Source organism: Phocaeicola sartorii JCM 17136 = DSM 21941, from assembly GCF_054653615.1.
The window spans coordinates 816,941-840,268 of sequence record NZ_BAAIFW010000005.1; the positions used below are offsets into that span (position 1 = coordinate 816,941).

Below are 23,328 nucleotides of genomic sequence, written 5' to 3' on the forward strand. Positions count from 1 at the left end.
GGTACTAATCTCTATCTTTGTGAAAATCAATATTTTAATATTATGAATACACTATTGACTCACTGGAATAAGAAGAAGTTTTTCAGTTGCCTGCCGGATATATGGTTCCTGGCTGTTTTGTTGTTAGGCTGGGGCGGGTTCATGAGCACTATGTTGTTTGGTGCATGGCACACCGTAGGAATCGTGTTGGGCGTATTCCTTTTATTGGTTACAGGAATTTTAGTTAAACAATTGATTCGAAGGAATGGGGCAATAAGTGTTTTTATGGGGATTCTTTTTCTGATGTGTTCTCTTTTCTTTTCACTCGCTCTCTTTTCAGAACTTCGTGAATTTCCAAGTATTACAGAACCCAATGCAATACAATTGTTATTAGGAGGAGTAATCATTGTGGGAGGTTCACTGCTGATGTCAATTTGGATGATGTTGCGTGGACTGTCAGATCGGGCATGATTTTTCTTTTGAAGGATTGTTTGTGTTGAGAAACACGGATTCTGCAAAGAAAAACACGTATTTAGACGTTATGATAATGGATTAAAATCAAGACTTTTGCATAAAATTTTAATCTGAGAATCATGAGACAACTGACTTACATTTACAAGACAGCCTGTACCTTTTGTTTGGGAGCTATGCTATATGCTTGCTCTGCTTCCCAAAAAGCTGGACAGGTCGCAATTTATTACAACAGATGCCAAGGCTATGGCAGGTAGTGTACACAAGAATGATACTTTACACCATGGAGCTTCCTATGCCGTTGATAGTGACGTGAGTACTTCGTGGACAGCGGGTGATTCTTTGGCATGGATTACTGTGGCGCTGGATAGGGAAGCTACATTTGATAAATGGGGCTATGGCACAATTGAGTTCTCTTTGCCTGAACCATTGTTTACCGGTAGTTTTCGTATGAATATCCAGCAATCCAATGGTCGGCCGAGTATTTACTCAATACGTTTGAAATAGCAGGTATCCTGAAATAATAAGCAGGGAATATTTGCTTTTATCATAGAAAACAGCCATATTTGATGTATCTAATTGAAAGATTCGTTGAATATGGCTGTAACTGTATCTAATACTTATTCATTATCTATGATTTATGCGGGATTTAAGCGTGTAGGTACTTGGTGGAACTATAAAAATGTGATAAGTCCGTTTTACCGGTTATATTATATTGAAAAGGGGAATGGGAAAGTTTATATCAATAATATAAGTTATGAGCTTACTCCGGGTACACTGTTCCTGATTCCTAAATTTACTTTCCACAGTTATGAATGCGATGATTTTATGGATCATTATTACATTTGTTTTTTTGATGACCTGACCGGAAATGCGGGCATTCCGAATCCTATGCAGCTGAATCTGAAAGTGACGGCACATTCTATGGACTTTGATTTGATGAAACGTTATTTGGAGTTGAATCCGTATAAACATCTTATGGTGTCCGATCCGCAACGTTATGATAACGATCGAATGATTTATGAGTCACATGAGGAGAAGATTTCCTTTTGTACTGCCCGGTTAATGGAGAGCAATGGCATTTTGTTGCAGTTGTTTTCCCGGTTTGTAACCGAGGAGAGTATAAGGAAAGTGACGGCAAACAGTTTGTATGGGAAACTTGACTTGGCAATACAGTATGTGAATAAGAATTTGGATAAACGTATTTCAATAATCGAATTGGCCGACTTGATGTTCATTACCCCGGATCATTTTTCTAAAGTCTTTAAGAAAATAATAGGAATGCCTCCTTGTGAATATATTCAGATGAAACGTATAGAACGTGCTCAGGCACTGTTGCTGACTACCAATATGAGTATCATGCAGATTGCTGAAAGCGTGGGGATTTGCAACCCTTCCCAATTTACCCGTTTGTTCACAAAAATAGCTCAGTGCTCGCCCAAGGAGTATAGGGCAAGGCAGCTGAGCGTATAAGGAAGTAAATTGTTTAAAGGTTTAATCGTGTGCGCAATTCTTTTAATATATTGATATCCTCTGTCCTTATTTGTCCGTTTCTGTTGGGAGGGCAATTTAAGATCAGAATATTATCATTCTTGGTACATTGTTTGTAAAGTCTCTCCAATTCATCGATAGATTTGAATTTTGTATCTGTTGTGTTGTAAAACCAGCGCCCACTGATGCAAATGGTCGATTCCCAAGGCATATAGTAATCTTTTCCATCGTGGGTGAATGTCTTTGGATCATTGTCGGCAGGCAGATAAGGATCTCCCAATCTGAAATCGCTGGGGAAATAGCGGATAGGAAATCCTGCTTTTTGTTTGTCGGGATGAACAGGATGGGCGTCTGCATTTTCGGGTGAACCAATGCTCCAGTTGATGCCGATCTGGCAGTTTGGCTCTTTGGATTTTATTGTTTGGTAGATATCCATGACAGGCCAGCGGTAGTTTTGTTTCACCCACCCTCCGTCAAACCAGAACTCCACGATGTGCGTATGTTTTTGGGCTATGCTGATCAGCTCTTTTAATTGTTTGATCATATACTCATTGTAGGCAGCGTCCTGGCTTTGGTCTGCAACGTCTCCGTTTATCTTTCTGTCCCACAGCGAATAATAAAGTCCTAACCCTATGTTATATTTCTTGCAGGCTTTGGCTACAGCTTCTATCACATTGGTCTTATTGCCTGAGTTGGCAACATCATATTCTGTATATTTGCTATCCCATAGGCAGAATCCATCGTGATGTTTGGTTATCAAGATAATATATTTCATTCCGGCATCTTTGGCAGTTTTCACCCACTGTTCTGCATCTATCCGGGTTGGACAATAAGAAGAGGCCGGTTTCGAACCATCCGTCCATTCCTCATCATGGAAAGTGTTGATACCGAAATGGATAAACATTCCATATTTCCGGGCAATTTGTTGTTGTTGTGCTTTGTTGGGAGTTGTAGAAGGGGTAGGCAATATCAGTTTTTGCCCATAAATGCTTTGTACCGCCAAAATGGCTAAAAAATAAATAAGTAATCGTTTTTTCATGTGTTTTTTTATTTAGATATGAATATAAAATAGTTCATGCTATTCAAAATAAATCGGAGTCATTGAAATTGCTGACATATCTGCCTGTTCTCCTCCTTCGGGCATATTGACAGTTATTGTATGCCGGCCCGGTTTGTCAAAACGTATCCAGCCTATAGGCCTTTTGCAGAAAATGGATGAGGCGCTTTGTTGGTTTTGAGCCATTTGTCCTTCATCGGTCTCCACTTTCCATACAACTCGGCCATTGCCCCACATTTCATCCATTTTCTGTTGGGCTGTTACCGGTGTGGCAAGGAGGGTTAAGGCCATGCTTCCATATGCTATGTTTCTGAATAAGTTCTCCATAAATTGGGGGTATTATTATAAGGTTGCTTAATGGGACAAAGATACAAATACAATGCGGCTTAGAATTGACAAAAAACGTTTCTCTTTTGACAAAATAAGGGGAACGTAGGGATTTAGTGGGGATCGTTCCGTTTGTTTTCAAGAACTTCCATTCTTCATTTTATAATAATAAGTTGCATCCATTTATATTCTTATACCCTCACTCTTTTTTCTTACATGCTTTGCTTATCGCATTCATTCCATCTTAATAATTGTTTCTCGGTTTATACTTGGTTTCACTGACAATCACTTAAGTTCCGGTTGACCGTGAGATATTCCGTCAGTGTATAATGTTCCTGCCTCTTCTTTTTGCATTTACAAAATAAAATATCTGTTAAGCACGGCCGTGGTTAAGCAATTGTAATCAGTTTTTCCTAAAGCCATGTATTTACTTGATAAGCACAAGCATTATTTACTTTTTATTGATTGCCCCGATAGAATTGTTTCCTAATCCTCCATTTTGCCGATGAGCCGATAGTATGAGGGGATTGATAAAAAACGAAAAGCCGCTTCTGAATTTCAGAAACGGCTTTTATTGGGTGAGCCTCTTGTCGGATTCGAACCAACGACCCCGAGATTACAAATCACGTGCTCTGGCCAACTGAGCTAAAGAGGCAATGTTTTTGTTTTGCGGGTGCAAAGGTAGTGGTTTCTTCTTAATCTCGCAAATTTTTAAAGCAAAAAGTAACTGAAATTACCAAATGGTAATTTTTACCCTAAAATAACATCTTATCTTTGCAACCGGAAAAACAATGGATATAGGTATGAAAGATAGTATTGATTTTGGCAGTATGGAAATTCCGAAATTGTTTCGGAAATTGCTGATACCTACTGTGTTGGGGATGGTCTTTTCGGCTGTGTTTGTTATAACAGACGGAATATTTGTAGGTAAGGGAATTGGTAGTGATGCATTGGCGGCGGTAAATATTACGGCTCCACTGTTTTTGATAAGTACAGGCATCGGGCTGATGTTTGGAGTGGGGGCGTCCGTGGTTGCTTCCATTCATTTGTCACAGGGTAAGCAGAAATCAGCGCGTATTAATGTAACGCAGGCAGTGGTGGTTTCTTCTTTGTTCTTGGCATTACTATGGGGAGTGGTATGTATGTTTGCACCTCATGTGGCACGATTGCTGGGAAGTTCGGAACGCTTGTTGCCTTTGGCGGTAGAATATATGCATTGGTTTCTTCCTTTTCTGGTGTTCAGCGCACTGCTCAGTTCAGGTATGTTTTTTGTACGATTGGATGGTTCTCCTAATTACGCCATGTGGTGTAATGCTATTCCGGCAATGATTAATATTGTGCTCGATTATGTGTTTATCTTCATTTTCGGTTGGGAAATGATGGGTGCGGCACTTGCCACCAGTTTAGGTTATGTGGTTGGGGCTGCTATGATAATCATATATTTGAGCCGTAAGAAAAATGTTATCCATTTCTGCCGCGTAAAACTCAGCAGAAAGAGCATGCAGCTCACTTGGCGTAATGTGAAATATATGTGCCGGTTGGGGGCATCCACGTTTTTGTGTGAGGGAGCAATTGCCTGTATGATGTTTGCCGGTAACTATGTGTTTATTTCGTATTTGGGAGAAGACGGGGTGGCAGCTTTCAGCATAGCCTGTTATTTTTTCCCCATTATATTTATGGTATATAATGCTATAGGACAATCTGCCCAGCCCATTTTAAGTTATAATTTTGGAGCGGGCGACACCATGCGGGTACGTTCCGCTTTCCGCTTGGCACTGGGGACGGCGGTGGCTTGCGGACTTGTGTTTTTTGCATTGACGGCTTTGTTCAACCATCAGATTGTGGCTATGTTTATTAATCGCTCTTATCCGGCATACGATATTGCTGTGGAGGGGTTGCCTTTGTTTGCATCCGGCTTTATTTTCTTTGCTGTGAATATTGTTTCCATCGGCTATTTTCAAAGTGTGGAGCGGGCACGTCCGGCTATGATGGTTACGTTTTTGCGCGGGTTTGTTTTTATGGTGTTTTGCCTGTTTGGCTTGCCGTTGCTGTTGAAAGTGCCGGGAATATGGTTGGCAGTTCCTTTGGCGGAAGTACTTACTTTTTTAGTGATAATGGCGATTTATTATCGTAAACATCAACGGGGGGACAGATGATTTTTTACCTTTGTGGTAATTAATCGAGTGGATATATGGATGCATTCATACAGAAGTTTTGTAAAAAATATAGTTTGCCGGTAGCCTTGAGCTTGCAGCTGTTGGGCAATATGGAAAAGTTCACTTTTCGTAAAGGGGATTTTCTTGTACAGGAAGGCGGGCGGAATTCAAACTTCTATATTGTGAGTAAAGGAATCTGGCGCGGACATTATCTTAATGACGGGGTGGATGTTTCTGTCTGGTTTGCTTCTGAAGGTGAAACCATTTTCTCCTCTTGGGGATATGTGGAAAATACCCCTTCGCTGGTTTCTATCGAAGCGATGTGCGACAGTGAGCTTTATGGTATTTCGAAGGCAAGGCTTGAAGCGTTGTATGCCGGGTCTGTCGAGCTGGCCAATTTGGGAAGACGTTTGTTCGAACAGCAGTTTCTGGGACTTGAAAGTTGGATGATAACGGGCGGAAGCCCCCGTGCTGAAGAACGTTATCTTACATTGCTGGAGGAGAATCCGGAACTGTTGCAGTATGTACCTCTGAAGCATATCGCATCTTATTTATGGATTACTCCGCAGTCGTTAAGCCGTATCCGTGCCGGGCTGGGGAGAAAGAAAAAAGAATAACGACGAATATCAGTTTTATAGTGTTAGGTGTTTTTGTATGGAAACGCATTGCTCTCTTTGCTTTTTCCAGTATGGTTTATCCTTGTACGGAAAGCCGGTATCCGATAAATATTTATCTTAAAAGTGTCATCGTATTTTGTTTTTGTGTAAGTTTGTAGTAAATCCTAAAAAACTTATGGCAATGATAGATGATATTTTAGAGTTCAACAAGAAATTTGTTGAGAGCAAGGGATATGAGAAGTATATTACCAACAAATATCCTGATAAAAAAATAGCTATTCTTTCTTGTATGGATACCCGGTTGACAGAATTGTTACCTGCTGCTTTGGGCATCAGGAATGGTGACGTGAAAATTATCAAGAATGCGGGTGGGGTCATCTCGCATCCGTTTGGTAGTGTAATCCGTAGTCTGATGGTGGCTATTTATGAGTTAGGGGTAAAGGAAGTAATGGTTGTTGCTCATTCTGATTGTGGGGCCTGTCACATGAATAGCAATGAGATGATAGAACACATGAAAGCACGTGGCGTCAAGCAGGAAACCATTGATATGATTCGTTTCTGTGGCGTGGATTTTGGAGCGTGGCTGGATGGGTTTGAGGATACGGAGAAATCGGTGAAAGGGACTGTACGGGCTATTATGGAACATCCATTGATACCTAAAGATATTATGGTGAGAGGGTTTATTATTGATTCGGTGACGGGTGAACTGACAAAAGTATAAAATGCGAGTTTTCCTTTACACACATGATGCTTGTTGACTTCGTGATTATAAGAAAAAGAGGTACATCCCGTATCGGGAATACCTCTCTTTTTATTGAAGTATGTATTTATTTCATATCTTTTTATTGAGCGAAAGCATGATGATAACCATCCACTTTGTTCCAGCTGCCCCGGGTGAAGTCGGGAACGGCAACGGGTGCGCTTCCGTTTTCGATAGAAAGACGGGTCAAGTCGGCCATGCAGCACCATTCAGCTAAATCATAAACGTCCATGTCCAGAGGAAGTCCGTTACGTAAGCAATATACCAGGCGATAATCCATGATGAAGTCCATTCCACCGTGTCCTCCTACTTTCTTGGCTGTTTCTTCTAATTCCTGGTGGATGGGGTGTTTATATTGACTCATCAACGCCTCTTTTACTTTTTCGGGAACAGCCGAGTGCATACTCAGGTTTTCGTGATCGGGTATGCTGGTACTGTCAATCTGATCCGGACGGAAGCAATACTGTTCGATGGGATATTTGTTGGCAAAGCCTTTGGTTCCGGTTAGTTGATACATACGGCTGTAGGGACGCGGATTCATTACATCATGCTGTATGTGGATGGTTTTGCCGTTTTCTGTACGGATAAAGGTCATGGTATGGTCACCGTTTTGGAAATCGGATGCTTCTTCTTGCTGATATTGTTTTACCAGTTCGGGGCCGGTTACTGCTTTGGTGTCCATGGCTACCAGTGTTTTCATGCGGTCGCCTCGGTGAATGTTAAGTAATTGGCAGGCAGGACCCAGACCGTGGGTAGCATAAACGTCTCCACGGAATTCCCGGTTGTAGTCCAAACGCCAGTTGTTCCAGTAATAAGGCCAGAATTCTTCCAGATTATGGATGTATGAACCTTCTACATGGAGCACTTCGCCGAAAAGACCTTTTTGTGCCATATTCAATGTAGTCAGTTCGAAGAAGTCGTAAACACAATTTTCAAGTTGCATACAGTGTTTACGGGTCTTTTCGGAAGTATTGACAAGCGCCCAGATTTCATCCAGTGACATGGCTGCCGGAACTTCGATAGCTACGTGCTTTCCATGTTCCATGGCATAGATACCCATTTCGGCATGGTGTTTCCAGTCCGTTGCGATGTACACCAAGTCGATATCATCCCGGTCACACAATTGTTTCCATGCATCTTCGCTGCCAGAGTAGAGGGCGGGAGCATCCATGCCGGCATTGGTCACAATTTTTTGTGCTTTTTCCGCGTTGTCGGGCAACAAGTCGCAAAGGGCGATAATTTTAGTTCCCGGAATGTGTGTCCAGCGTTCTACTGCACTGGGCCCACGCATACCCAGGCCAATAAAACCTACACGGACAGTGTCAAGTTTGGGGGCGACGAGTTCGATAACGTCCTGTTGTCCGGTGGGACGTTCGGGAACGGTTACTTCAAGAGGTGTGTACTCTTTGGTGGCAACTGTTTCTTTGGAGGTTGGGGTACAGCCGGCTGAGCACAATAACGCGATACCGGCAAAAATGGTAAACAGTTTTTTAATCATGGCTCTGTTAATTAAAATTTATAGGTTAATAGTAGATTGTTACAAAAATAAGCAATATTTTTAATATGAGTATATTGCTTGTCGGATAAATTGATTCCACTCATACTGTATTCATAACAAAGAAGCAGCTTTGATTTCTCAAAACTGCTTCTTTATATAATTGTAATTCAATTCTCTCAATCAAAAAGTATGGTTCTTATTTAGCTCTGTAACCATACATTAATGCGGCATTGATTTCAATGGCCTTTATGTATTCTTTGAAAAAACTTTTTACTCTTTTCATTGTGCTATCCTTTCTTTTAAACGTTAAAAACTAATTCTTTGTACCTTTACTTTGTATCGTACCCCCAAGCACGGAGGGCGTCATTTCCCATATCTTTGAGACCTGCTTTGATGATCTCTTTCAACTTCTTCATAATGCTATCCTTTCTTTGGTTAAAAAAATAGGGAAGTTTACTTACTTAATCCCTATGCCCCAAGCTCTTACTTCGTTCTCACCCATCAAGGCAAGGGCTTTCTTAAAAATACTTTTTACCTTTTTCATAATCTCGTTATCCTTTCTTTTTATGTTTTACAACACAAAATTATACTGTTTTGTTTTAGATTGTACCCTGATAAGGGTAAAATATATGCGAAAGGGGCAAATTCTTGATGCAAGTCAAGAATTTGCCCCTTTTTATGAAAAAATGGTTTCAGAAGCCTAGCTTCTTAAATTCATTCTCGAAATTAGGTGTAAATATTTCTTTTCCAATGTTGGCTCTGATCTCTTCCAATGACCAAAAACGGCCGCCATCCAGTTCTTCGCTGGGGATAACGGGGGCGTCATAAGTGGTTTTATGTGAGAACACCAGTTCTTTTTCCCGGGTGGACTCGAATACATAGCTTGTCAGTAATTCGGGAGTAAAGCCGGTGATGCCCAGTTCTTCTTTTGCTTCGCGTTTCAAGGCTATTTCTACGCTTTCACCCAAGTCTATGTGTCCGCCTACGGCTGTATCCCATTTGCCCGGTTGGATATCTTTCCAGTCGGGACGTTTCTGCAAATAGAGTTCGCCTTTGCTGTTGAATACGTGCAAGTGGACTACTGGATGTAGTAATTTGCTTCCGTTATGACATTCTCCACGGGTTGCAGCTCCTGTTATGTTTCCTTGCTCATCGACTATGGGAAACATTTCTTCTTTATTGTCGTAATTCATCTCTGCTATTTTTTGTTCCTGCAAAGATATGAATTCGGACTCGGATTATATGAATCTTATAGTCTTTAATCGTAAAAAGATGCGTGAAATCCTTATAATCCGAGTCTAAAATACCTTTTAATAATTTACTTGATGCCGTTTTAGGAAAGCTACTGTTTTATGTATTTCCTTGTACATTACAATATCTTCCTTTATGAAAGGCACCTCATTGCGGTAGGTAGCGAGAAACTTCTCAATAAACGGTGAGCTGCGGAGCGGGCGGCGGAAATCTATACCCTGTGCGGCATTCATCAGCTCGATGGCAAGAATATGTTCCAGATTGTCCATTACTTTGTAGAGCTTGGTTGCGGCATTGGCTCCCATGCTTACATGGTCTTCTTGTCCGTTACTGGATACGATAGAGTCGCTGCTGGCTGCGTAACAGTACATTTTGTTCTGGCTTACCATGCTGGCTGCAGCATATTGGGGAATCATGAAGCCGGAGTTCAATCCCGGATTGGCGACCAGAAATTCGGGCAATCCTCGAAGTCCCATGATGAGTTGTGCTACACGTCGCTCGGATATGTTCCCCAGTTCGGCCATGGCAATGGCAAGATAATCATATACTAGTGCCAGCGGTTGGCCGTGGAAGTTACCTCCGGAAAGGATAAGGTCTTCGTCAGGGAAAATGGTGGGGTTGTCGGTTACTGAGTTGACCTCGGTCAACAGAACGGAGGCTACGTGGTTGATTGCATCTTTGGTAGCACCATGAACTTGTGGGATGCAACGGAACGAATAGGGATCTTGTACGTGTTGTTTGGGCTGTGCGATGATTTCACTGCCTTCTAGTATTCTTCGGAATGCGGCTCCTGTTTCTATCTGGCCTTTATGCGGGCGCATTTGCTGGATGCAGTCCATGAACGGGTCGATACGTCCGTCGAAAGCTTCCAGAGAAATGGCTGCGATCAGGTCGGCCTTTTTGGAAAGACGGAAAGCTTTGAGAATGGCATAAACTCCGTTGGCACTCATAAACTGTGTACCATTGAGCAGGGCCAGTCCTTCTTTGCTTTTCAGTTTGACCGGTTCCCAGCCGAATTCATCGAGTACACTGATGGCTTCGCAACGTTTACCTTTATAATACACGTCGCCTACACCGATCAGCGGAAGGAAGAGATTGGCGAGCGGGGCAAGATCTCCCGAGGCTCCCAATGAACCGCGGTCATAGACAATGGGCATTACATCGTTATTGAAAAAGTCGATAATGCGTTGTACAGTGATGACTTGTACGCCACTGTGTCCCAAAGAAAGAGCATGAGCTTTTAATAAAAACATCAGCTTCACAATGACATGGGGCATTTCTGAGCCTACACTGCAAGCGTGGCTTTTTACCAGGTTCTCTTGCAAGGCGCTCAGTTCGTCGGAAGAAATATTACGGTTGCACAAGCTGCCGAATCCTGTCGTGATGCCATAGAGGGGGACATCGGACGCCTCGATCTTTTTGTCCAGATAATCCCGGCATTTCTGAATGCGTTCCTTGGCTTCGGGAGCCAGTTCCAGTTTCAGATTTTCATTGATAATACGTTCGATGATGTCAAAAGTGAGATCACCCGAACCTATTTGATATACATTCTTCATGGTCTGATTCTTTTTTTAACCGCGGAGGTTGGGATTAAAAAATGGTTTTCACATAGTCCAGTATTTTCTGTTCTTCGGCAATGGTCGTCTGTGCTATCATATCGGCCTCTTCGCTCATCTCTTTGACGAATTTTTCATCTTTGATAGAAGTGAGGTTGATACGTACATTCAGCAAGGCTCCCAGAATGGCAGTCCGGGCACACATCATGGACACGCAGGCATCGGTTACAGCGTTGCTGTTCCCTTTTCTGGCTACCACATCAATCATAGGCAGAATGGAATGGACGGTACGTGCCACCTCCATAGGCACTTGGGCGGCATATTTGGTTTCCGTTTGTATGGTTTCACTACGGATCGCTTTTTCTTCATCCGTTTCTTTCGGAAGTTTGAATGCGGAGAAAACACGATCGTATGCTTCTGAGTCCCGGTCTACATCGGTTGTCAATTGGTGGGTGAGCTGTTCGAAGCGTACGGAAAGGTCTTCCATGATTTCGTTCACTTCTGCATATTTTTTGCGCCCTATGGTAAGATTGGCTACCATAGCTGCCAGTGAGGTGGCAAGGGCTCCATTGAGTGCCGAGACACTGCCGCCACCGGGGACAGGATCATTACTGAGTACTTTATTGATAAATTCTTTGATGGTAAGTTCTGTTAACATGGCTATTAGTATTTAATGGGTTAATTTGAATGTAGAACACGTCCTCCTTTGATGGTCAGCTTGACTGCGTTCATACCTGTATAATAAGGTAATATATGGGGGTTGTCGGTTCCCAGTAAAACAAGGTCTCCCTGTTTTCCGGCTTCTATGCTTCCGATGCGGTCGGCGCGTCCGAGAGCTGCCGCACCGTTCAGTGTGATGGCTGTGATAGCTTCTGCAACGGTCAGTTTCATATAGATGCAGGCCAGAGCAAAAGTCAGCGGGATGGAACCGGAGAAACAACTGCCTGGATTTAGATCGGTGGCAAGGGCTACGGCACAGCCGCTGTCTATCATTTTCCTGCCACGGGCGTAGGGCTCTTTTAGGGTAAAGGCAGTTAGTGGCAATAGAGTGGCTACTACATTATTTTGGGCCAGGGCTTTTATGCCTTCATCGGATGCTTGTAACAGATGGTCGGCGCTGAGGGCCTTCAATTCTCCTGCCAGTTCTGCTCCTCCAAAGCTGACAATTTCATCAGCGTGTAGCTTGGCACCGAAGCCTAGAGCTTGCGCAGCTTTCAATAACTTTCGAGACTGTTCCACAGTGAATACTCCTTTCTCACAGAAAATATCACAATTTTCGGCCAATTGTTTCTGATGAATCATGGGCAACATTTCGTTAATCAGAAAATCAATATATGCGTCACTTCGCCCTTTGTATTCTTCGGGTAAGGCGTGGGCACCTAAAAAAGTGGTGGCGATATCTACTTTCCGGTCGGGACATTCATTGACAGCTTGCATGACACTGAGCTGTTTCAGTTCTGTATCACGATCCAGGCCATATCCGCTTTTTCCTTCCACGGTGGTGACCCCCATCCGGCTCATGGTATCCAGAAACCATTCGGCTTTATGTTTCAGTTCTTCAAAGGAGGCTTCCCGGGTGGCACGTACAGTATTGATAATGCCTCCGCCACGTTCCATGATGCTCATGTAACTGTCGCCGTTGAGCCGCCAGATGAATTCGTCGGGGCGAAATCCTCCGAAAACCAAATGGGTATGAGAGTCAACGAATCCCGGCAACAATACATTCCCTCTGGCGTCAAGCACTTTATAGCCGGGCTTTTCATGGCTTATACGGTTTTCGCCAACATAGGTAATAATGCCGTCGGTTACTCTTACCGTTCCGCAAGGAATGTTGAGAAGTTCGTTCATGGCTTCTCCTTTCCGGGCGGTTCTGCCTTGTGGAGTAACGATGTGGGCATTGATGATAATCAAGTTGTTGCTCATAACTTTGTTCTTGTTTATTCCATGATACGTGCTTCCAGTACTTGTTGCATGGAGAAGTTCTCCAATCCCAGATAGTAAGAGGCAGTGTCTATCAAGGCCTCCATGGGAACAAGTCCTACGATTTCGCTGCCGATGATGCTTACTCCGTAGCGTTTGGCTTCAAAACGTACCATTTCGAATGCCCGGTAGATAGCGGTTTTGCTATAGTCGGTAAGATTCATGGATACCTGGGTGATACCCCGGTCCTTCAGTTCTACGCCCATGGCCTTGCAATAACGCAGTCCGCCACCGATAAAACGGATTTTCTTGGCAATGTCATGCGCTATTTCCAGGCTGGGAGTATTGAGATTTATATTGTAGGCAACTAAGGGCATACGGGCTCCGATGGCTACAGTTCCAGCAGTGGGGTGACGTTCCGCAGGACCAAAATCGGGATGCCATTCGGGTTGGTGAATCTTTTCCTTCATTCCCTCGAATTCTCCTTTACGGATGGCAGCAAGATTTTCACGATGTGGTGCACTGGCTGATTTTTCATACAAGAATACAGGGAGATTATATTGAGAGGCCACCCGTTGTCCCACTTCTTTGGACACCGTTATGGCATCTTCCATGGTACATCCTTTGATGGGAATGAATGGAACTACATCTACAGCTCCCATACGGGGGTGCTGTCCTTGGTGATGGTTCAGGTCAATCAGTTCTACTGCTATGCCGATAGCTTCTATTACCGCTTCTTTCAAGGCGTCCGGTTCTCCAACGATGGTAACTACCAGCCGGTTGTGGTCTTCATCGTTACTATAATCCAATAATTTTACGCCAGCCTTGGCACGAAACGGAGATACAATCTTGTCTATTTTCTGTAAGTCGCGGCCTTCGCTGAAGTTGGGGACGCATTCCATAATTTTTGTCCAGCTCATACTCTTTAGAATTTGGTTTATAGGAAACATTCATGGATGCGGATGAATGAAACAGTTGCATCCATGGTGTTCCGGTCTTTGGTTAGTTGATTCCTTTATTTTTCAATACTTTATTAATAAGCTCATCTTCCGCTATATGCGGCAGGGTAATATGATAACCATCGGCATGACTTTCATTGAACTCCGCCGAAGTTTCCATAGCATGTGGGTTGCGTGCCCACGAACGGCGTGCCACTCCTCCCATGACATCCCATAACATGGATGAGCGGAGGATACGGTCTACCCGTTCACTGCCGTCGCATACCATTCCGAATCCGCCATTGATGGCTTTACCTATACCTACACCGCCTCCATTGTGCAAAGCGACAAGGCTCATGCCCCGGGCACAATTTCCGGCAAAGCATTGCACAGCCATATCTGCCATTACATTGCTGCCGTCCTTGATATTGGAAGTTTCCCGGAAAGGAGAGTCGGTACCGCTTACATCGTGGTGGTCACGTCCCAACATGATAGGGCCTACCTCGCCCCGGCGTACCATTTCATTGAAACGCAGTGCGATATTCATACGTCCCAGTGCGTCTTGATACAGAATTCGTGCTTGGGTCCCTACCACCAGGTTATTCTTTTCGGCGTCGCGAATCCATATCCAGTTGTCCATATCCTGTCCACGGCGATCTTTAGGGATACACTCCATAGCAGCGCGGTCGGTCTTTATCAAATCTTCCTTTTTTCCGCTCAGGCATACCCAGCGGAAGGGACCGTAACCATAATCGAAAAGTTGGGGTCCCATGATATCCTCTACATAGGACGGCCAGATGAATCCATCCTTCTCGTCTGTTCCATTGCGTGAGATTTCTTTCACTCCGGCGTCATAAATCGCTTTCATGAAAGAATTGCCATAATCGAAGAAATAAGTGCCCCGTGCCACCAGTTCCTTGATAACATGGAAATGGCGGCGCAAAGTTTCGTTCACCATTTCATCAAAAGTTTCTCTGTCTTCTTTCAGCATACGGGTACGTTCTTCGAAGGAAATGCCTGCAGGACAATAGCCGCCTTCGTAAACGGCATGGCAGGAAGTCTGGTCACTGAGAAGTTCGATGTGGATGTCGTGATGCAGCGCATACTCCAACAGATTGACTACATTGCCATGGTAGGCTATGGAGCAGGGGATTCGTTGCGTCATGGCATCGGCAGCCAGTCGGTAGGCTTCAGACAAATCGGATGTGATATGCTGTACCCACCCTTGACGGTGGCGGGTTTCTATGCGTGAATAATCTACCTCGGCTATAATGGCCACTGCTCCGGCTATCTCGGCCGCTTTGGGTTGGGCACCGCTCATTCCTCCCAATCCGGAGGATACGAAAAGATGGCCGTTCAGGTTACCGTCCTGCGGTATGCCTAATTTCATGCGTCCTGCATTTAATAGGGTATTGAACGTGCCGTGTACAATGCCTTGCGGCCCGATGTACATCCAGCCTCCGGCGGTCATTTGTCCATAGTTGGCTACTCCCATCTGTGCGGCTATTTCCCAGTCTTTCTGGTTGTCGAACATGCCTACCATCATGGAATTGGTGATAATAACACGGGGAGCTTCGGGATGTGATTTGAATAATCCCAACGGATGGCCGCTTTCTACGACCAAGGTTTGTTCGTTGGTCATTACCTCCAGATACTGCTTGATAAGCCGGTATTGCATCCAGTTCTGACAAACTTGTCCGGTTTCGCCGTAGGTCACCAGTTCGTAAGGGTAAAGGGCGATATCAAATGAAAGATTGTTGTCTATCATGACTTGAAATGCTTTTCCTTCGATGCAATTCCCTTTATATTCGTCAATGGGCTTTGCTTTCAAGTCGCCTTCGGGCCGGAAACGGTAACCGTATATTTTGCCCCGGGTGAGCAGTTCATCCATCAATTCGGGAGCAAGTTGCTCATGCAGTTCCACCGGAATGTATCGCAATGCATTCCTCAATGCCGTTTCCGTTTGAGCGGGTGTCAGGCGGTAGCCCCGGTCGGGAGCACGGCGGATGCCTTCCGTGAATGTGGGATAGGCAGGTAAATCAGTAGATAGAGTGATAGTCATAGTATGCAAGTGTTTTGTCACAAAGATAGGAAAACTATTGGAATACTATGGGTTTGAAGATATGTTTCGTGACATAAAGTAATATAAACTTTATATAATAAACTGTCGTTTTTTAGAAATATAGCCATAGCAGATACTATGGGAGATTTTTCGGATTTGTTTTAAGTTGATTATTATTAAAGACTATAAGAAGTCGAATAGTGATAGATGGCGTTTACAGGTATAGTGTCTTTCATAGTATATAGATTTAGTCGTTATACATTTGGAATACACGCTGTGCCATTTCTTTCATTTCTTGGCGTAAGGTGGCTGGAGCTATTACTTCAACACTATCGCCAAAAGAACGTAGAAGCGAACGTAATTCATAGTTGTCTTGTACTTTCAGTCGAACTTCCCATTTGCCGTCGGCTTGTTTGCTGTTTAGAACAGATTGAGACTCATGCAGCGGCTTTGTTGTAATATAATTCCACGCCTTGTCGGTAACTCGCAGAATGACATTTTCCACGGGGGCGCCTTCAACTATGGAAACACCGACCACGTCACTAAAGAACTCTTCGAAATCAAAGTCATCATCTAGAGGCTCAAATGTTTGGGACTTTTCCTTTATTCCTTCAATTCGGTCTATCGCATAGTTGGATATTTTATTGAAGTCTTTGCGTTTCGCCACCAAGAACCAGCGATTGTTGTACTGTTTCAAATGATAAGGGCTCACTATTACTGTTCTAACATCTTTACCAAATGGATGGTAACTTATTTCTATTACTTTTTTTGCTACAATAGCTTCAAATATGGGCTTATACCACTTGTCTATACCTGTAAGGTATTGGTTGTGCTGGAAGCTAACTGCCTTTTGAGTTGCATTACCTAGTTTTGAAGTAGTATAAAGTTTCTTTTCCAAATCGTCCAGCCAGTCGAACTGAGGAATCCCTTCAAAGCGTTTCATGATGGCGGCAGCCTCAAGTATGCAATCCATTTCTTCTTGAGAAAGACCCGCTTCGACCATCGTTTTTGAGTCGACTGCGTAGCGGTAATATTTTTTATGACCGTCTTGGACTCTGTCGATAATGACTCCGTACATCAGTTCCATGTCGTTCATATCGTCAAAGATTTGACGACGCTGTACTCCTTCGGCACCCTTGGAACCGCTATCACCATTCTGATGTTCAAGTGCCATACGACAAGCTTCAATGAGATCGTCCATGTAATATCTTCTAGTTCTACTGCTAAAGCATTTGTCCAAAGCTCTGTATCGAACAATCGCATTTTTATTTGTTGCCATCTTTTCTGTTTAAATTAGTTTTCAGACTTGTTCCTTATGGCTAATCTCATTGATGATTTCGCCGAATTTCTCTGCAGTTTCTTTGATATCTGTGAACTCAGATAGTTTCATACCGCTTAAACCGGTACTTACCCATTCACTGAGGTCATCAGCGAAAACGCCTTTGTCCATATGGGCCAGATAGTTGGCGGATAAACCATCAGGCATATTTTTTAGTTCCATCAGTCCGATACGCTGTATAAAGTATGTGTAGTCGCCATCGATGATGATGTTCTTGTGCGCTGCCATCTTGTAAATTGATATCCAATGACGTTTTTTGGTAAATAGCGGAGTGTAACTTTGTGCTTTCAGAATACTGCGCTTCAAGAGGTCTATCTTTTCTTCCTCGTTCATTTTGTCAATAGGACGCTCCGCTACCTTTTGGTCTTTAGAATCATCTCTGCCAAGATCAGCCATTGTAGTCATTTTATAAGGGATTATAGGAGCGGAAGGACATACATCAGGAACAGTAACTCCCGAATTGTCAAGTTCGCAACCTGCCATCTCTAGCTCTGTAATGCTGACCATCACGGCATAGATGTACATGCTAACCACCATGTGGATGGCTGGAGCGACCTCTGCATCGGCTAGTTCCGGAGCAAGGTGAACGTTCTCGTTTCTCCACTTTGAAATACACTTGTAGTAGGTTTCAAAAGTGTTCAACTTCGGATTTTTGCCATGATTGTAGTAGAGTTTATTTATTTCATGGAAAGTCTTTACGATAGCTACCCAACCAGCTACACCGCTTGCAGGCACAAATTGTTCTCCCTCTTTTAGGTAATACAGTTTGAGGAGGAATGCCTCGTACTTAGGCAACAATGCTCCGAATATTACTTTTAAGTCTACCGGCTCGTTCTCGCCACGATAGAACTTGTTCAATTGATTTGGAATTATGGTGTTCAGACCATCCAAGTTCTTCACTGTATGGGTTTTCAAGATGGCGAAAAGACAATCGAGCACTTCTTCAAGTTCACGATAGCCATGTCCGCAGAGTTCACTGAAAGTGTCTTCAAGTTTCTCAAACATCACATCCTTAAGCAACTCCTCATTATATTCAAGCACCTTACTTGTATGGAAGCTTTGCCCCAGGAAGGTTACCAGCATATTTAAGAATTCTTCATTGAAAGCTTGATTGCTATTGAGCAGTTTCTTCAAATTAATATACTTGCCTAACTGTGTCGCGACTTTTTTGTTGAACTCCTTTTCTACCATCTTCAACAGGCTGGAGTGGGAGTTTTCTGCGCTGAATGCTTGCTTCAAGTTTGGGTCATTTCTCAACTGACGCAGCAACTCAAGGATTATTTGGTCATTTTCGTTGAGGAAACCTTCATAAGGCTCATTTATCATGTGGATGAGATGATCGAGATTGTCAAACTCCTTCTCCTCACCGCTAATGCCGGCAGTATTTGGAGGTGTCAGTTTGCCACCTTCTCCCTCTAATGTGATACAGCCCTGTTCTGCTAATTGAATACGATACTTGTCGAGGTCAATCTTTTCCAAAATGTCCAGTGGCAAAGTCTCCTTGGTATAAGGCAGATATTTGTAGTAGAGCTTGCAGAACATGTAGAAACGTTCCAAGTCAGGGTCAAGGAATTTCATTAGCTGAGCAAGCAATCCGTACTGGCGGATGTAACGATTCACCTCTTTGCGGATGAGTTCCTGTTCTTCCTCAGGTAACGGCTTTACATATTCGTTTACCAGTTGTCCTAAGATAGATGGAATACCGGCTATCTGCTGTTCGTCTTCGCAAAGCAATAAGGTTACAACTTTATCTACATCGCTCTGTGTAAAGAGTTTCCTGCGCTCGATGTCGTTCTTATATTCATAGATGTTCGATGGATCATAGTTTCCTTGCAACCATGTGGCATCATAATAGTCTTCGAACGCTGCCTTTATGTCCTCGTGTTTGTTTACGAAGTCGATAATCAGGGTATCTTGCTTGTCGGGATGGCAGCGGTTCAAACGACTTAGTGTTTGGATGCACTGCACACCGCCTAATTTCCTGTCTACAAACATGGTATGGAGTAAAGGCTGGTCGAATCCTGTCTGGAATTTGTCAGCTACGACTAAAAATTTTTGGTTGGGCTGTTTGAATTCAATGGCAATACCATTATCTTTGATTCCGAAGCCGTTTATTTTTTCCTCAGTATATTTGTTGCCATTGATTTCTACTTCACCACTGAATGCCACAAGTGCTTTTACATCACCATTGTATTTCTCTTTCAATCGGCGTGTGATGGCTTGGTGGAACAATATGGCGTTGGCGCGGCTGGAAGTCACGACAATGGCTTTTGCTTGCCCTTTCATTTTTTGGGCAGAGTGTTGCATGAAGTAGTCTACCACCATATTGGCTTTGTAGTTGATGACGTATGGGTGCTGGTTCACATATTGCATCATCAAACGGAGTGCGTTCTGCTTTTCGTATTCTGGTGTGTCTTCAGGAATATCTACCTTACTTACCAGTTCAAACATGGTCTGGAAGGTAGTATAGTTTTTCAGCACGTCAAGGATAAAGCCTTCCTCGATGGCTTGTTTCATGGAATAGGTGTCGAATGCCTTTCCGTTACGGCCATAGAGTGCAAAAGTCTGTGACTTTGGTGTGGCTGTGAAAGCAAAGTAACTGATATGACCGCTATTGATGCTGCGGGCAGCTTGCAGTTCGGCCAACATTTGGTCTTGCATATTGTTCTCGGCTTCACGGCTCTCAATACCGAACTCTTCTACCGTTTCGCGAAGCTCACTCTTGTCGGTGAGAACTTGACGTACATCGTGCGATGCTTGCTTGCCAAAGGCTGTATGCGCTTCGTCTATGATGACAGCGAAGTGTGAACCGGCAGCCTCCTTCAACTTAGGTAATGCAAAGCTGAACTTTTGTTCAGTGGAGATGATGATGCGGTGACCGCCTTCTGCTAATGCCTTTGCCAGATTACGTGAACCTTTGCGGATGTCTTTTACAGTACCGGCTACTTCTTCCATTCCTTTTATTTCATCGGCAATGTTCCGGTCGAGCACAATGCGGTCGGTAATCATGATAACCGAATCGAATACTGGAGTGTTGTCTATATTCTGAAGGTTTGCCAGTTGGAAGGCCAGCCATGACATGCTCTTTGTTTTGCCTGAACCTGCAGAGTGATGCACGAGATAGGTTTGACCTACGCCTTTCTCGCGCACGTCGCTAATGATGTTGCGTACGCAACGCAACTGGTGATAACGGGGAAATATATAGAACGCTTCACCCTTCTTAGGTGTAATGCGTTTAATGAAATGCTGAATGAGATTTAGTAAAGAATCAGCTTGCAGCACCTCTTTCCACATATAGCAGGTTGGATAATCTCCCTCTACTTGTGGATTTACCGTTTCTTTGTTGAATGGTAGGAACTGTGTGTTATCGCCGGCCAGCTTGGTGGTCATCATCACTCGGTTGTTATCCATGGCGAAGTGCACTAGACAGGTGCGAAGCATACGGTTCTGCGGATGACGGTTGGTCTGATATTGGTGCATGGCGTTCACCACAGTCTGACCGGTAGCTTCGTTCTTCAGCTCCAGGGTAATGATAGGCAGACCATTTAACAAGATACAGAGGTCAAGTTCATTATTTTTATCGAAACCTAGGGTGCTGTACTTCATCTGGCGAACCACGCTGAAGATATTTTTCTGGTAGAGGTAGTCAGCAGCAGCATCAAGAGTCATTTCCGGTTTGAAAGCTGCTAACCGGATGCGTCGGCCTTGCAGCATGAAGCCGTTCTTCAACAGTGACAGTAAACTCTCACCACGGTTAATTTTCGTGTTGATGGTTTCAATCACAATGTTTAGTGCGTCTTGTTCGTTAGCGAAGCCTTGATTGATAAGTTTCTGCCACATAGGTTGCTCGCGTAAGAACTGTAAAAGCATATCTGAGTCCACCAACTTTTGAATATTGAAATCCTTTGGTGTACGCTGATTGTACATCTTGCTTTCTGCAAGATATTCTGCCATGTGTTTCTCAAAGAGAGTTTCGTTTAGTAGTCCAAACATATCGGTTCCTATTTTCGTTTTATGATAGCAAAGCTCGTGTATAACAGTGCAGTGTTTCTGCACAATTTACTCTTCTATTGCATTTTCTATGTTTTCAATACTTGGCAGTTTCTCTGCCAGTGTTTTTTTTCAGTACTTCATCAAGCTCATAGGTTGCTATTCCCTGTGGTCGGTCGATGCCTTCAAAAGCCCATTTAACCACGGTCTCGTTTTTCGACTTGCATACCAGCAGTCCTATACTGGGGTTGTCATTGTCATCTTTCAAAAGACGGTCTGCTGCCGTGATGTCCCTAGGGCACAAGAGCGAATTTTTGTGGCATAGATAATTCGCCAACAAGTTGTTGGCAAATTGCCTCCTTATCGTTTGTATAGAATCTGAACCACTGTGCCACATATCGCAAGTTGGTGTATGACAATCCTTTCATATCAGGAAACTCATCTCGAAAATCAAAGCTAAGCTGTTGCAAAACAATACTTCCCCATGCTTGTTCCGCTTTCATCTTTACAATGTTACGACCTAAGTTCCGATAGAACTCCAGCAGTGTACTGTTTACTTTGATGGCTGCTTTTATCTGACTGTTTCGCAAACGAGATTTGATATCGGCAAACCATTGCTTATATTCTGCGGTTATGGCAAATTTATCTCGCTTTACGAAATGAGTTTCTTCTTCCTTGTTATTGCTTGCTTTCATGGTCTTATATTCTATAATGTATCAGCTTACTTTTATCTTGCCTGTCACTACATTGGTGATAAGGCTTTGTTTCAGTTCTTGAAGGTAAGCAATTTTTTTCTTTTGGGTAGCAATAATGTGGTCAATCTTTGAACATTTTATGTCAAGGTAGGTGGCGATTTGTTGTTGTTCGGAAATAGGAGGTATTGGAATCTTTGTTTTATTCATATCACTCATTGTAATGTGCATCATTGTACTTCCATGCATATCGCCCATTTTTTGATTTGTCACTGCTCTTAATAAATAATATGAATACATTTTATCCATTGATGTGGCCAGTTGCACTTTCCATATATGGTAATGATATATAGTTTTTGCTTCATTCCAAATATATGGGCCAACAGAAGCTGACCAAGCATATAGTAAATCATCCTTATCACAATACTTGTCGGGTCCTAGTTCCATATTTGAATAGTACCACGAATCATTTGTGAAGAAGTTTCCAACACGAAGTACCTTGTATTTTCCACTTGGTAGCAATTCGTTTTGTGAATACGCACGTCCGTTTATAAGTTTTAAGAAGAAACGTAAACAGGCGATGTCCCAGTGTATAGGAATATCGCCAATCCACTTTACTTCACTATTTTTTAGTGGTGCATTGGGATTCAGTCCTCGTGTCACGGCACGAGTGATAACTGATTGTTTAAGTTTACCAAGATATTCTATTTTCTTTTTTGCCTTAGCAATCATCTTGTCAATTTTCTCCGTCTTGGTATCGAGGTAGGAGGCAATTTGCTGCTGTTCTGCTAATGGTGGGAGTACAATGGGATTATTACATAAATCCGATTGTGTCATACTGGGCAGTGCAGTTGATGTTGAATATAAGTTAAATGGAAATATTGTTGCTTGATAGTATATATATTTGCCACATACAGCTTTACGAGGTATGCAGTAAAACATCGTGTCGACAGACCAAAACTTTCCTTTAAAATATAAAGGTTTATTGATAGTTCCCTTTCGTCCCATCAAAATTACCTCGCCATCATAAAGATAGTTACTCGCTTTGGCAAATTCGCCGCCTGATCCTATTACAGGAAAACCTCCTTCATTTACTTGAACATCCTTATAATCTTTGCCGTTTTTTATTATAACAGCTCGCTTGTATGGTGCAATATCCCAATGATTAGGTACATTTTCCAACCAAGCGATATCACTATCCTTATAATTATCGTACTGTTCCAT

20 protein-coding genes and 1 tRNA gene are annotated in these 23,328 nt (G+C 43.1%); 6 read left to right on the top strand and 15 right to left on the bottom strand.

Going from position 1 to position 23,328, the window contains the following annotated elements:
* Positions 1–42: 42 nt before the first annotated feature.
* The 3 genes from ACYQ0C_RS03575 (at position 43) to ACYQ0C_RS03585 (ending at position 1,923) form a co-directional block, all read left to right on the top strand.
* Positions 43–450, top strand: coding sequence for a hypothetical protein (locus tag ACYQ0C_RS03575; protein ID WP_016278295.1), 408 nt, complete (start codon positions 43–45; stop codon positions 448–450).
* A 183-nt stretch (positions 451–633) separates the two neighbouring features.
* Positions 634–957 (top strand): discoidin/SUN/FTP domain-containing protein, encoded by a 324-nt coding sequence (locus tag ACYQ0C_RS03580; RefSeq protein ID WP_016278296.1) that lies wholly within the window; start codon positions 634–636, stop codon positions 955–957.
* A gap of 90 nt (positions 958–1,047) precedes the next feature.
* On the top strand, positions 1,048–1,923 hold the full coding sequence (locus ACYQ0C_RS03585; protein WP_016278297.1) for an AraC family transcriptional regulator: 876 nt from the start codon (positions 1,048–1,050) through the stop codon (positions 1,921–1,923).
* Positions 1,924–1,936: 13 nt separating this feature from the next.
* On the opposite strand, the gene ACYQ0C_RS03590 is transcribed toward ACYQ0C_RS03585, so the two are convergent.
* The 3 genes from ACYQ0C_RS03590 to ACYQ0C_RS03600 form a co-directional block, all read right to left on the bottom strand.
* Positions 1,937–2,980, bottom strand: a complete 1,044-nt coding sequence (locus tag ACYQ0C_RS03590; RefSeq protein WP_016278298.1) for an alpha-L-fucosidase — start codon at positions 2,978–2,980, stop codon at positions 1,937–1,939.
* Positions 2,981–3,019: 39 nt separating this feature from the next.
* Entirely contained in the window at positions 3,020–3,325 is a 306-nt protein-coding gene (locus ACYQ0C_RS03595; protein ID WP_016278299.1) for a hypothetical protein, read from the bottom strand.
* A gap of 581 nt (positions 3,326–3,906) precedes the next feature.
* Positions 3,907–3,980 (bottom strand) — tRNA-Thr (locus ACYQ0C_RS03600).
* A 148-nt stretch (positions 3,981–4,128) separates the two neighbouring features.
* Between ACYQ0C_RS03600 and ACYQ0C_RS03605 the strand changes: the two genes are divergently transcribed.
* The 3 genes from ACYQ0C_RS03605 to ACYQ0C_RS03615 all read left to right on the top strand — a co-directional run bounded on the left by ACYQ0C_RS03605 (position 4,129) and on the right by ACYQ0C_RS03615 (position 6,819).
* Entirely contained in the window at positions 4,129–5,481 is a 1,353-nt protein-coding gene (locus tag ACYQ0C_RS03605; protein WP_016278300.1) for an MATE family efflux transporter, read from the top strand.
* Between the two features lie 35 nt (positions 5,482–5,516).
* Positions 5,517–6,098 (top strand): Crp/Fnr family transcriptional regulator, encoded by a 582-nt coding sequence (locus ACYQ0C_RS03610; RefSeq protein WP_016278301.1) that lies wholly within the window; start codon positions 5,517–5,519, stop codon positions 6,096–6,098.
* Between the two features lie 181 nt (positions 6,099–6,279).
* Positions 6,280–6,819 carry a beta-class carbonic anhydrase gene (locus tag ACYQ0C_RS03615; protein WP_016278302.1) on the top strand — a complete coding sequence of 180 codons (540 nt, stop codon included), beginning with the start codon at positions 6,280–6,282 and terminating at the stop codon, positions 6,817–6,819.
* Positions 6,820–6,940: 121 nt separating this feature from the next.
* Here the strand turns inward: ACYQ0C_RS03615 and ACYQ0C_RS03620 are convergent, their stop codons facing one another.
* The 12 genes from ACYQ0C_RS03620 to ACYQ0C_RS03675 form a co-directional block, all read right to left on the bottom strand.
* The gene (locus tag ACYQ0C_RS03620) at positions 6,941–8,356 is read right to left on the bottom strand and encodes a Gfo/Idh/MocA family protein (protein WP_016278303.1); all 1,416 of its coding nucleotides are present in this window, start codon (positions 8,354–8,356) and stop codon (positions 6,941–6,943) included.
* Between the two features lie 692 nt (positions 8,357–9,048).
* A complete protein-coding gene (locus ACYQ0C_RS03625; protein WP_016278304.1) occupies positions 9,049–9,549 on the bottom strand; it encodes an NUDIX hydrolase in 501 nt (166 codons plus the stop codon).
* Positions 9,550–9,666: 117 nt separating this feature from the next.
* Positions 9,667–11,163, bottom strand: coding sequence for a histidine ammonia-lyase (gene hutH / locus ACYQ0C_RS03630; RefSeq protein ID WP_257464078.1), 1,497 nt, complete (start codon positions 11,161–11,163; stop codon positions 9,667–9,669).
* A 34-nt stretch (positions 11,164–11,197) separates the two neighbouring features.
* On the bottom strand, positions 11,198–11,821 hold the full coding sequence (locus ACYQ0C_RS03635; RefSeq protein WP_016278306.1) for a cyclodeaminase/cyclohydrolase family protein: 624 nt from the start codon (positions 11,819–11,821) through the stop codon (positions 11,198–11,200).
* Positions 11,822–11,841: 20 nt separating this feature from the next.
* Positions 11,842–13,086 (bottom strand): imidazolonepropionase, encoded by a 1,245-nt coding sequence (gene hutI / locus ACYQ0C_RS03640; protein WP_016278307.1) that lies wholly within the window; start codon positions 13,084–13,086, stop codon positions 11,842–11,844.
* A 14-nt stretch (positions 13,087–13,100) separates the two neighbouring features.
* On the bottom strand, positions 13,101–14,003 hold the full coding sequence (ftcD, locus tag ACYQ0C_RS03645) for a glutamate formimidoyltransferase (RefSeq protein ID WP_025076918.1): 903 nt from the start codon (positions 14,001–14,003) through the stop codon (positions 13,101–13,103).
* Between the two features lie 82 nt (positions 14,004–14,085).
* Positions 14,086–16,083, bottom strand: coding sequence for a urocanate hydratase (gene hutU, locus ACYQ0C_RS03650; RefSeq protein WP_016278309.1), 1,998 nt, complete (start codon positions 16,081–16,083; stop codon positions 14,086–14,088).
* Between the two features lie 247 nt (positions 16,084–16,330).
* On the bottom strand, positions 16,331–17,362 hold the full coding sequence (locus tag ACYQ0C_RS03655) for a helix-turn-helix transcriptional regulator (RefSeq protein WP_016278310.1): 1,032 nt from the start codon (positions 17,360–17,362) through the stop codon (positions 16,331–16,333).
* 21 nt (positions 17,363–17,383) lie between these two features.
* Entirely contained in the window at positions 17,384–21,415 is a 4,032-nt protein-coding gene (locus ACYQ0C_RS03660) for a type I restriction endonuclease subunit R (protein ID WP_016278311.1), read from the bottom strand.
* A 94-nt stretch (positions 21,416–21,509) separates the two neighbouring features.
* The gene (locus tag ACYQ0C_RS03665; RefSeq protein ID WP_235783142.1) at positions 21,510–21,716 is read right to left on the bottom strand and encodes a PDDEXK nuclease domain-containing protein; all 207 of its coding nucleotides are present in this window, start codon (positions 21,714–21,716) and stop codon (positions 21,510–21,512) included.
* Positions 21,706–22,107: a DUF1016 N-terminal domain-containing protein gene (locus tag ACYQ0C_RS03670; protein WP_016278312.1), complete on the bottom strand. Its 402-nt coding sequence runs from the start codon at positions 22,105–22,107 to the stop codon at positions 21,706–21,708. Before ACYQ0C_RS03670 ends, ACYQ0C_RS03665 begins: the two co-directional genes overlap by 11 nt.
* Before the next feature lie 21 nt (positions 22,108–22,128).
* A complete protein-coding gene (locus tag ACYQ0C_RS03675) occupies positions 22,129–23,328 on the bottom strand; it encodes a restriction endonuclease subunit S (protein WP_016278313.1) in 1,200 nt (399 codons plus the stop codon).

Excerpts from the sequence above, each read along its gene's own strand:
- ACYQ0C_RS03575 (WP_016278295.1), top strand. The coding sequence starts at position 43 with ATGAATACACTATTGACTCACTGGAATAAGAAGAAGTTTTTCAGTTGC.
- ACYQ0C_RS03580 (WP_016278296.1), top strand. The coding sequence starts at position 634 with ATGCTTGCTCTGCTTCCCAAAAAGCTGGACAGGTCGCAATTTATTACA.
- ACYQ0C_RS03585 (WP_016278297.1), top strand. The coding sequence starts at position 1,048 with ATGGCTGTAACTGTATCTAATACTTATTCATTATCTATGATTTATGCG.
- ACYQ0C_RS03590 (WP_016278298.1), bottom strand. The coding sequence starts at position 2,980 with ATGAAAAAACGATTACTTATTTATTTTTTAGCCATTTTGGCGGTACAA.
- ACYQ0C_RS03595 (WP_016278299.1), bottom strand. The coding sequence starts at position 3,325 with ATGGAGAACTTATTCAGAAACATAGCATATGGAAGCATGGCCTTAACC.
- ACYQ0C_RS03605 (WP_016278300.1), top strand. The coding sequence starts at position 4,129 with ATGAAAGATAGTATTGATTTTGGCAGTATGGAAATTCCGAAATTGTTT.
- ACYQ0C_RS03610 (WP_016278301.1), top strand. The coding sequence starts at position 5,517 with ATGGATGCATTCATACAGAAGTTTTGTAAAAAATATAGTTTGCCGGTA.
- ACYQ0C_RS03615 (WP_016278302.1), top strand. The coding sequence starts at position 6,280 with ATGATAGATGATATTTTAGAGTTCAACAAGAAATTTGTTGAGAGCAAG.
- ACYQ0C_RS03620 (WP_016278303.1), bottom strand. The coding sequence starts at position 8,356 with ATGATTAAAAAACTGTTTACCATTTTTGCCGGTATCGCGTTATTGTGC.
- ACYQ0C_RS03625 (WP_016278304.1), bottom strand. The coding sequence starts at position 9,549 with ATGAATTACGACAATAAAGAAGAAATGTTTCCCATAGTCGATGAGCAA.
- hutH (WP_257464078.1), bottom strand. The coding sequence starts at position 11,163 with ATGAAGAATGTATATCAAATAGGTTCGGGTGATCTCACTTTTGACATC.
- ACYQ0C_RS03635 (WP_016278306.1), bottom strand. The coding sequence starts at position 11,821 with ATGTTAACAGAACTTACCATCAAAGAATTTATCAATAAAGTACTCAGT.
- hutI (WP_016278307.1), bottom strand. The coding sequence starts at position 13,086 with ATGAGCAACAACTTGATTATCATCAATGCCCACATCGTTACTCCACAA.
- ftcD (WP_025076918.1), bottom strand. The coding sequence starts at position 14,003 with ATGAGCTGGACAAAAATTATGGAATGCGTCCCCAACTTCAGCGAAGGC.
- hutU (WP_016278309.1), bottom strand. The coding sequence starts at position 16,083 with ATGACTATCACTCTATCTACTGATTTACCTGCCTATCCCACATTCACG.
- ACYQ0C_RS03655 (WP_016278310.1), bottom strand. The coding sequence starts at position 17,362 with ATGGCAACAAATAAAAATGCGATTGTTCGATACAGAGCTTTGGACAAA.
- ACYQ0C_RS03660 (WP_016278311.1), bottom strand. The coding sequence starts at position 21,415 with ATGTTTGGACTACTAAACGAAACTCTCTTTGAGAAACACATGGCAGAA.
- ACYQ0C_RS03670 (WP_016278312.1), bottom strand. The coding sequence starts at position 22,107 with ATGAAAGCAAGCAATAACAAGGAAGAAGAAACTCATTTCGTAAAGCGA.
- ACYQ0C_RS03675 (WP_016278313.1), bottom strand. The coding sequence starts at position 23,328 with ATGGAACAGTACGATAATTATAAGGATAGTGATATCGCTTGGTTGGAA.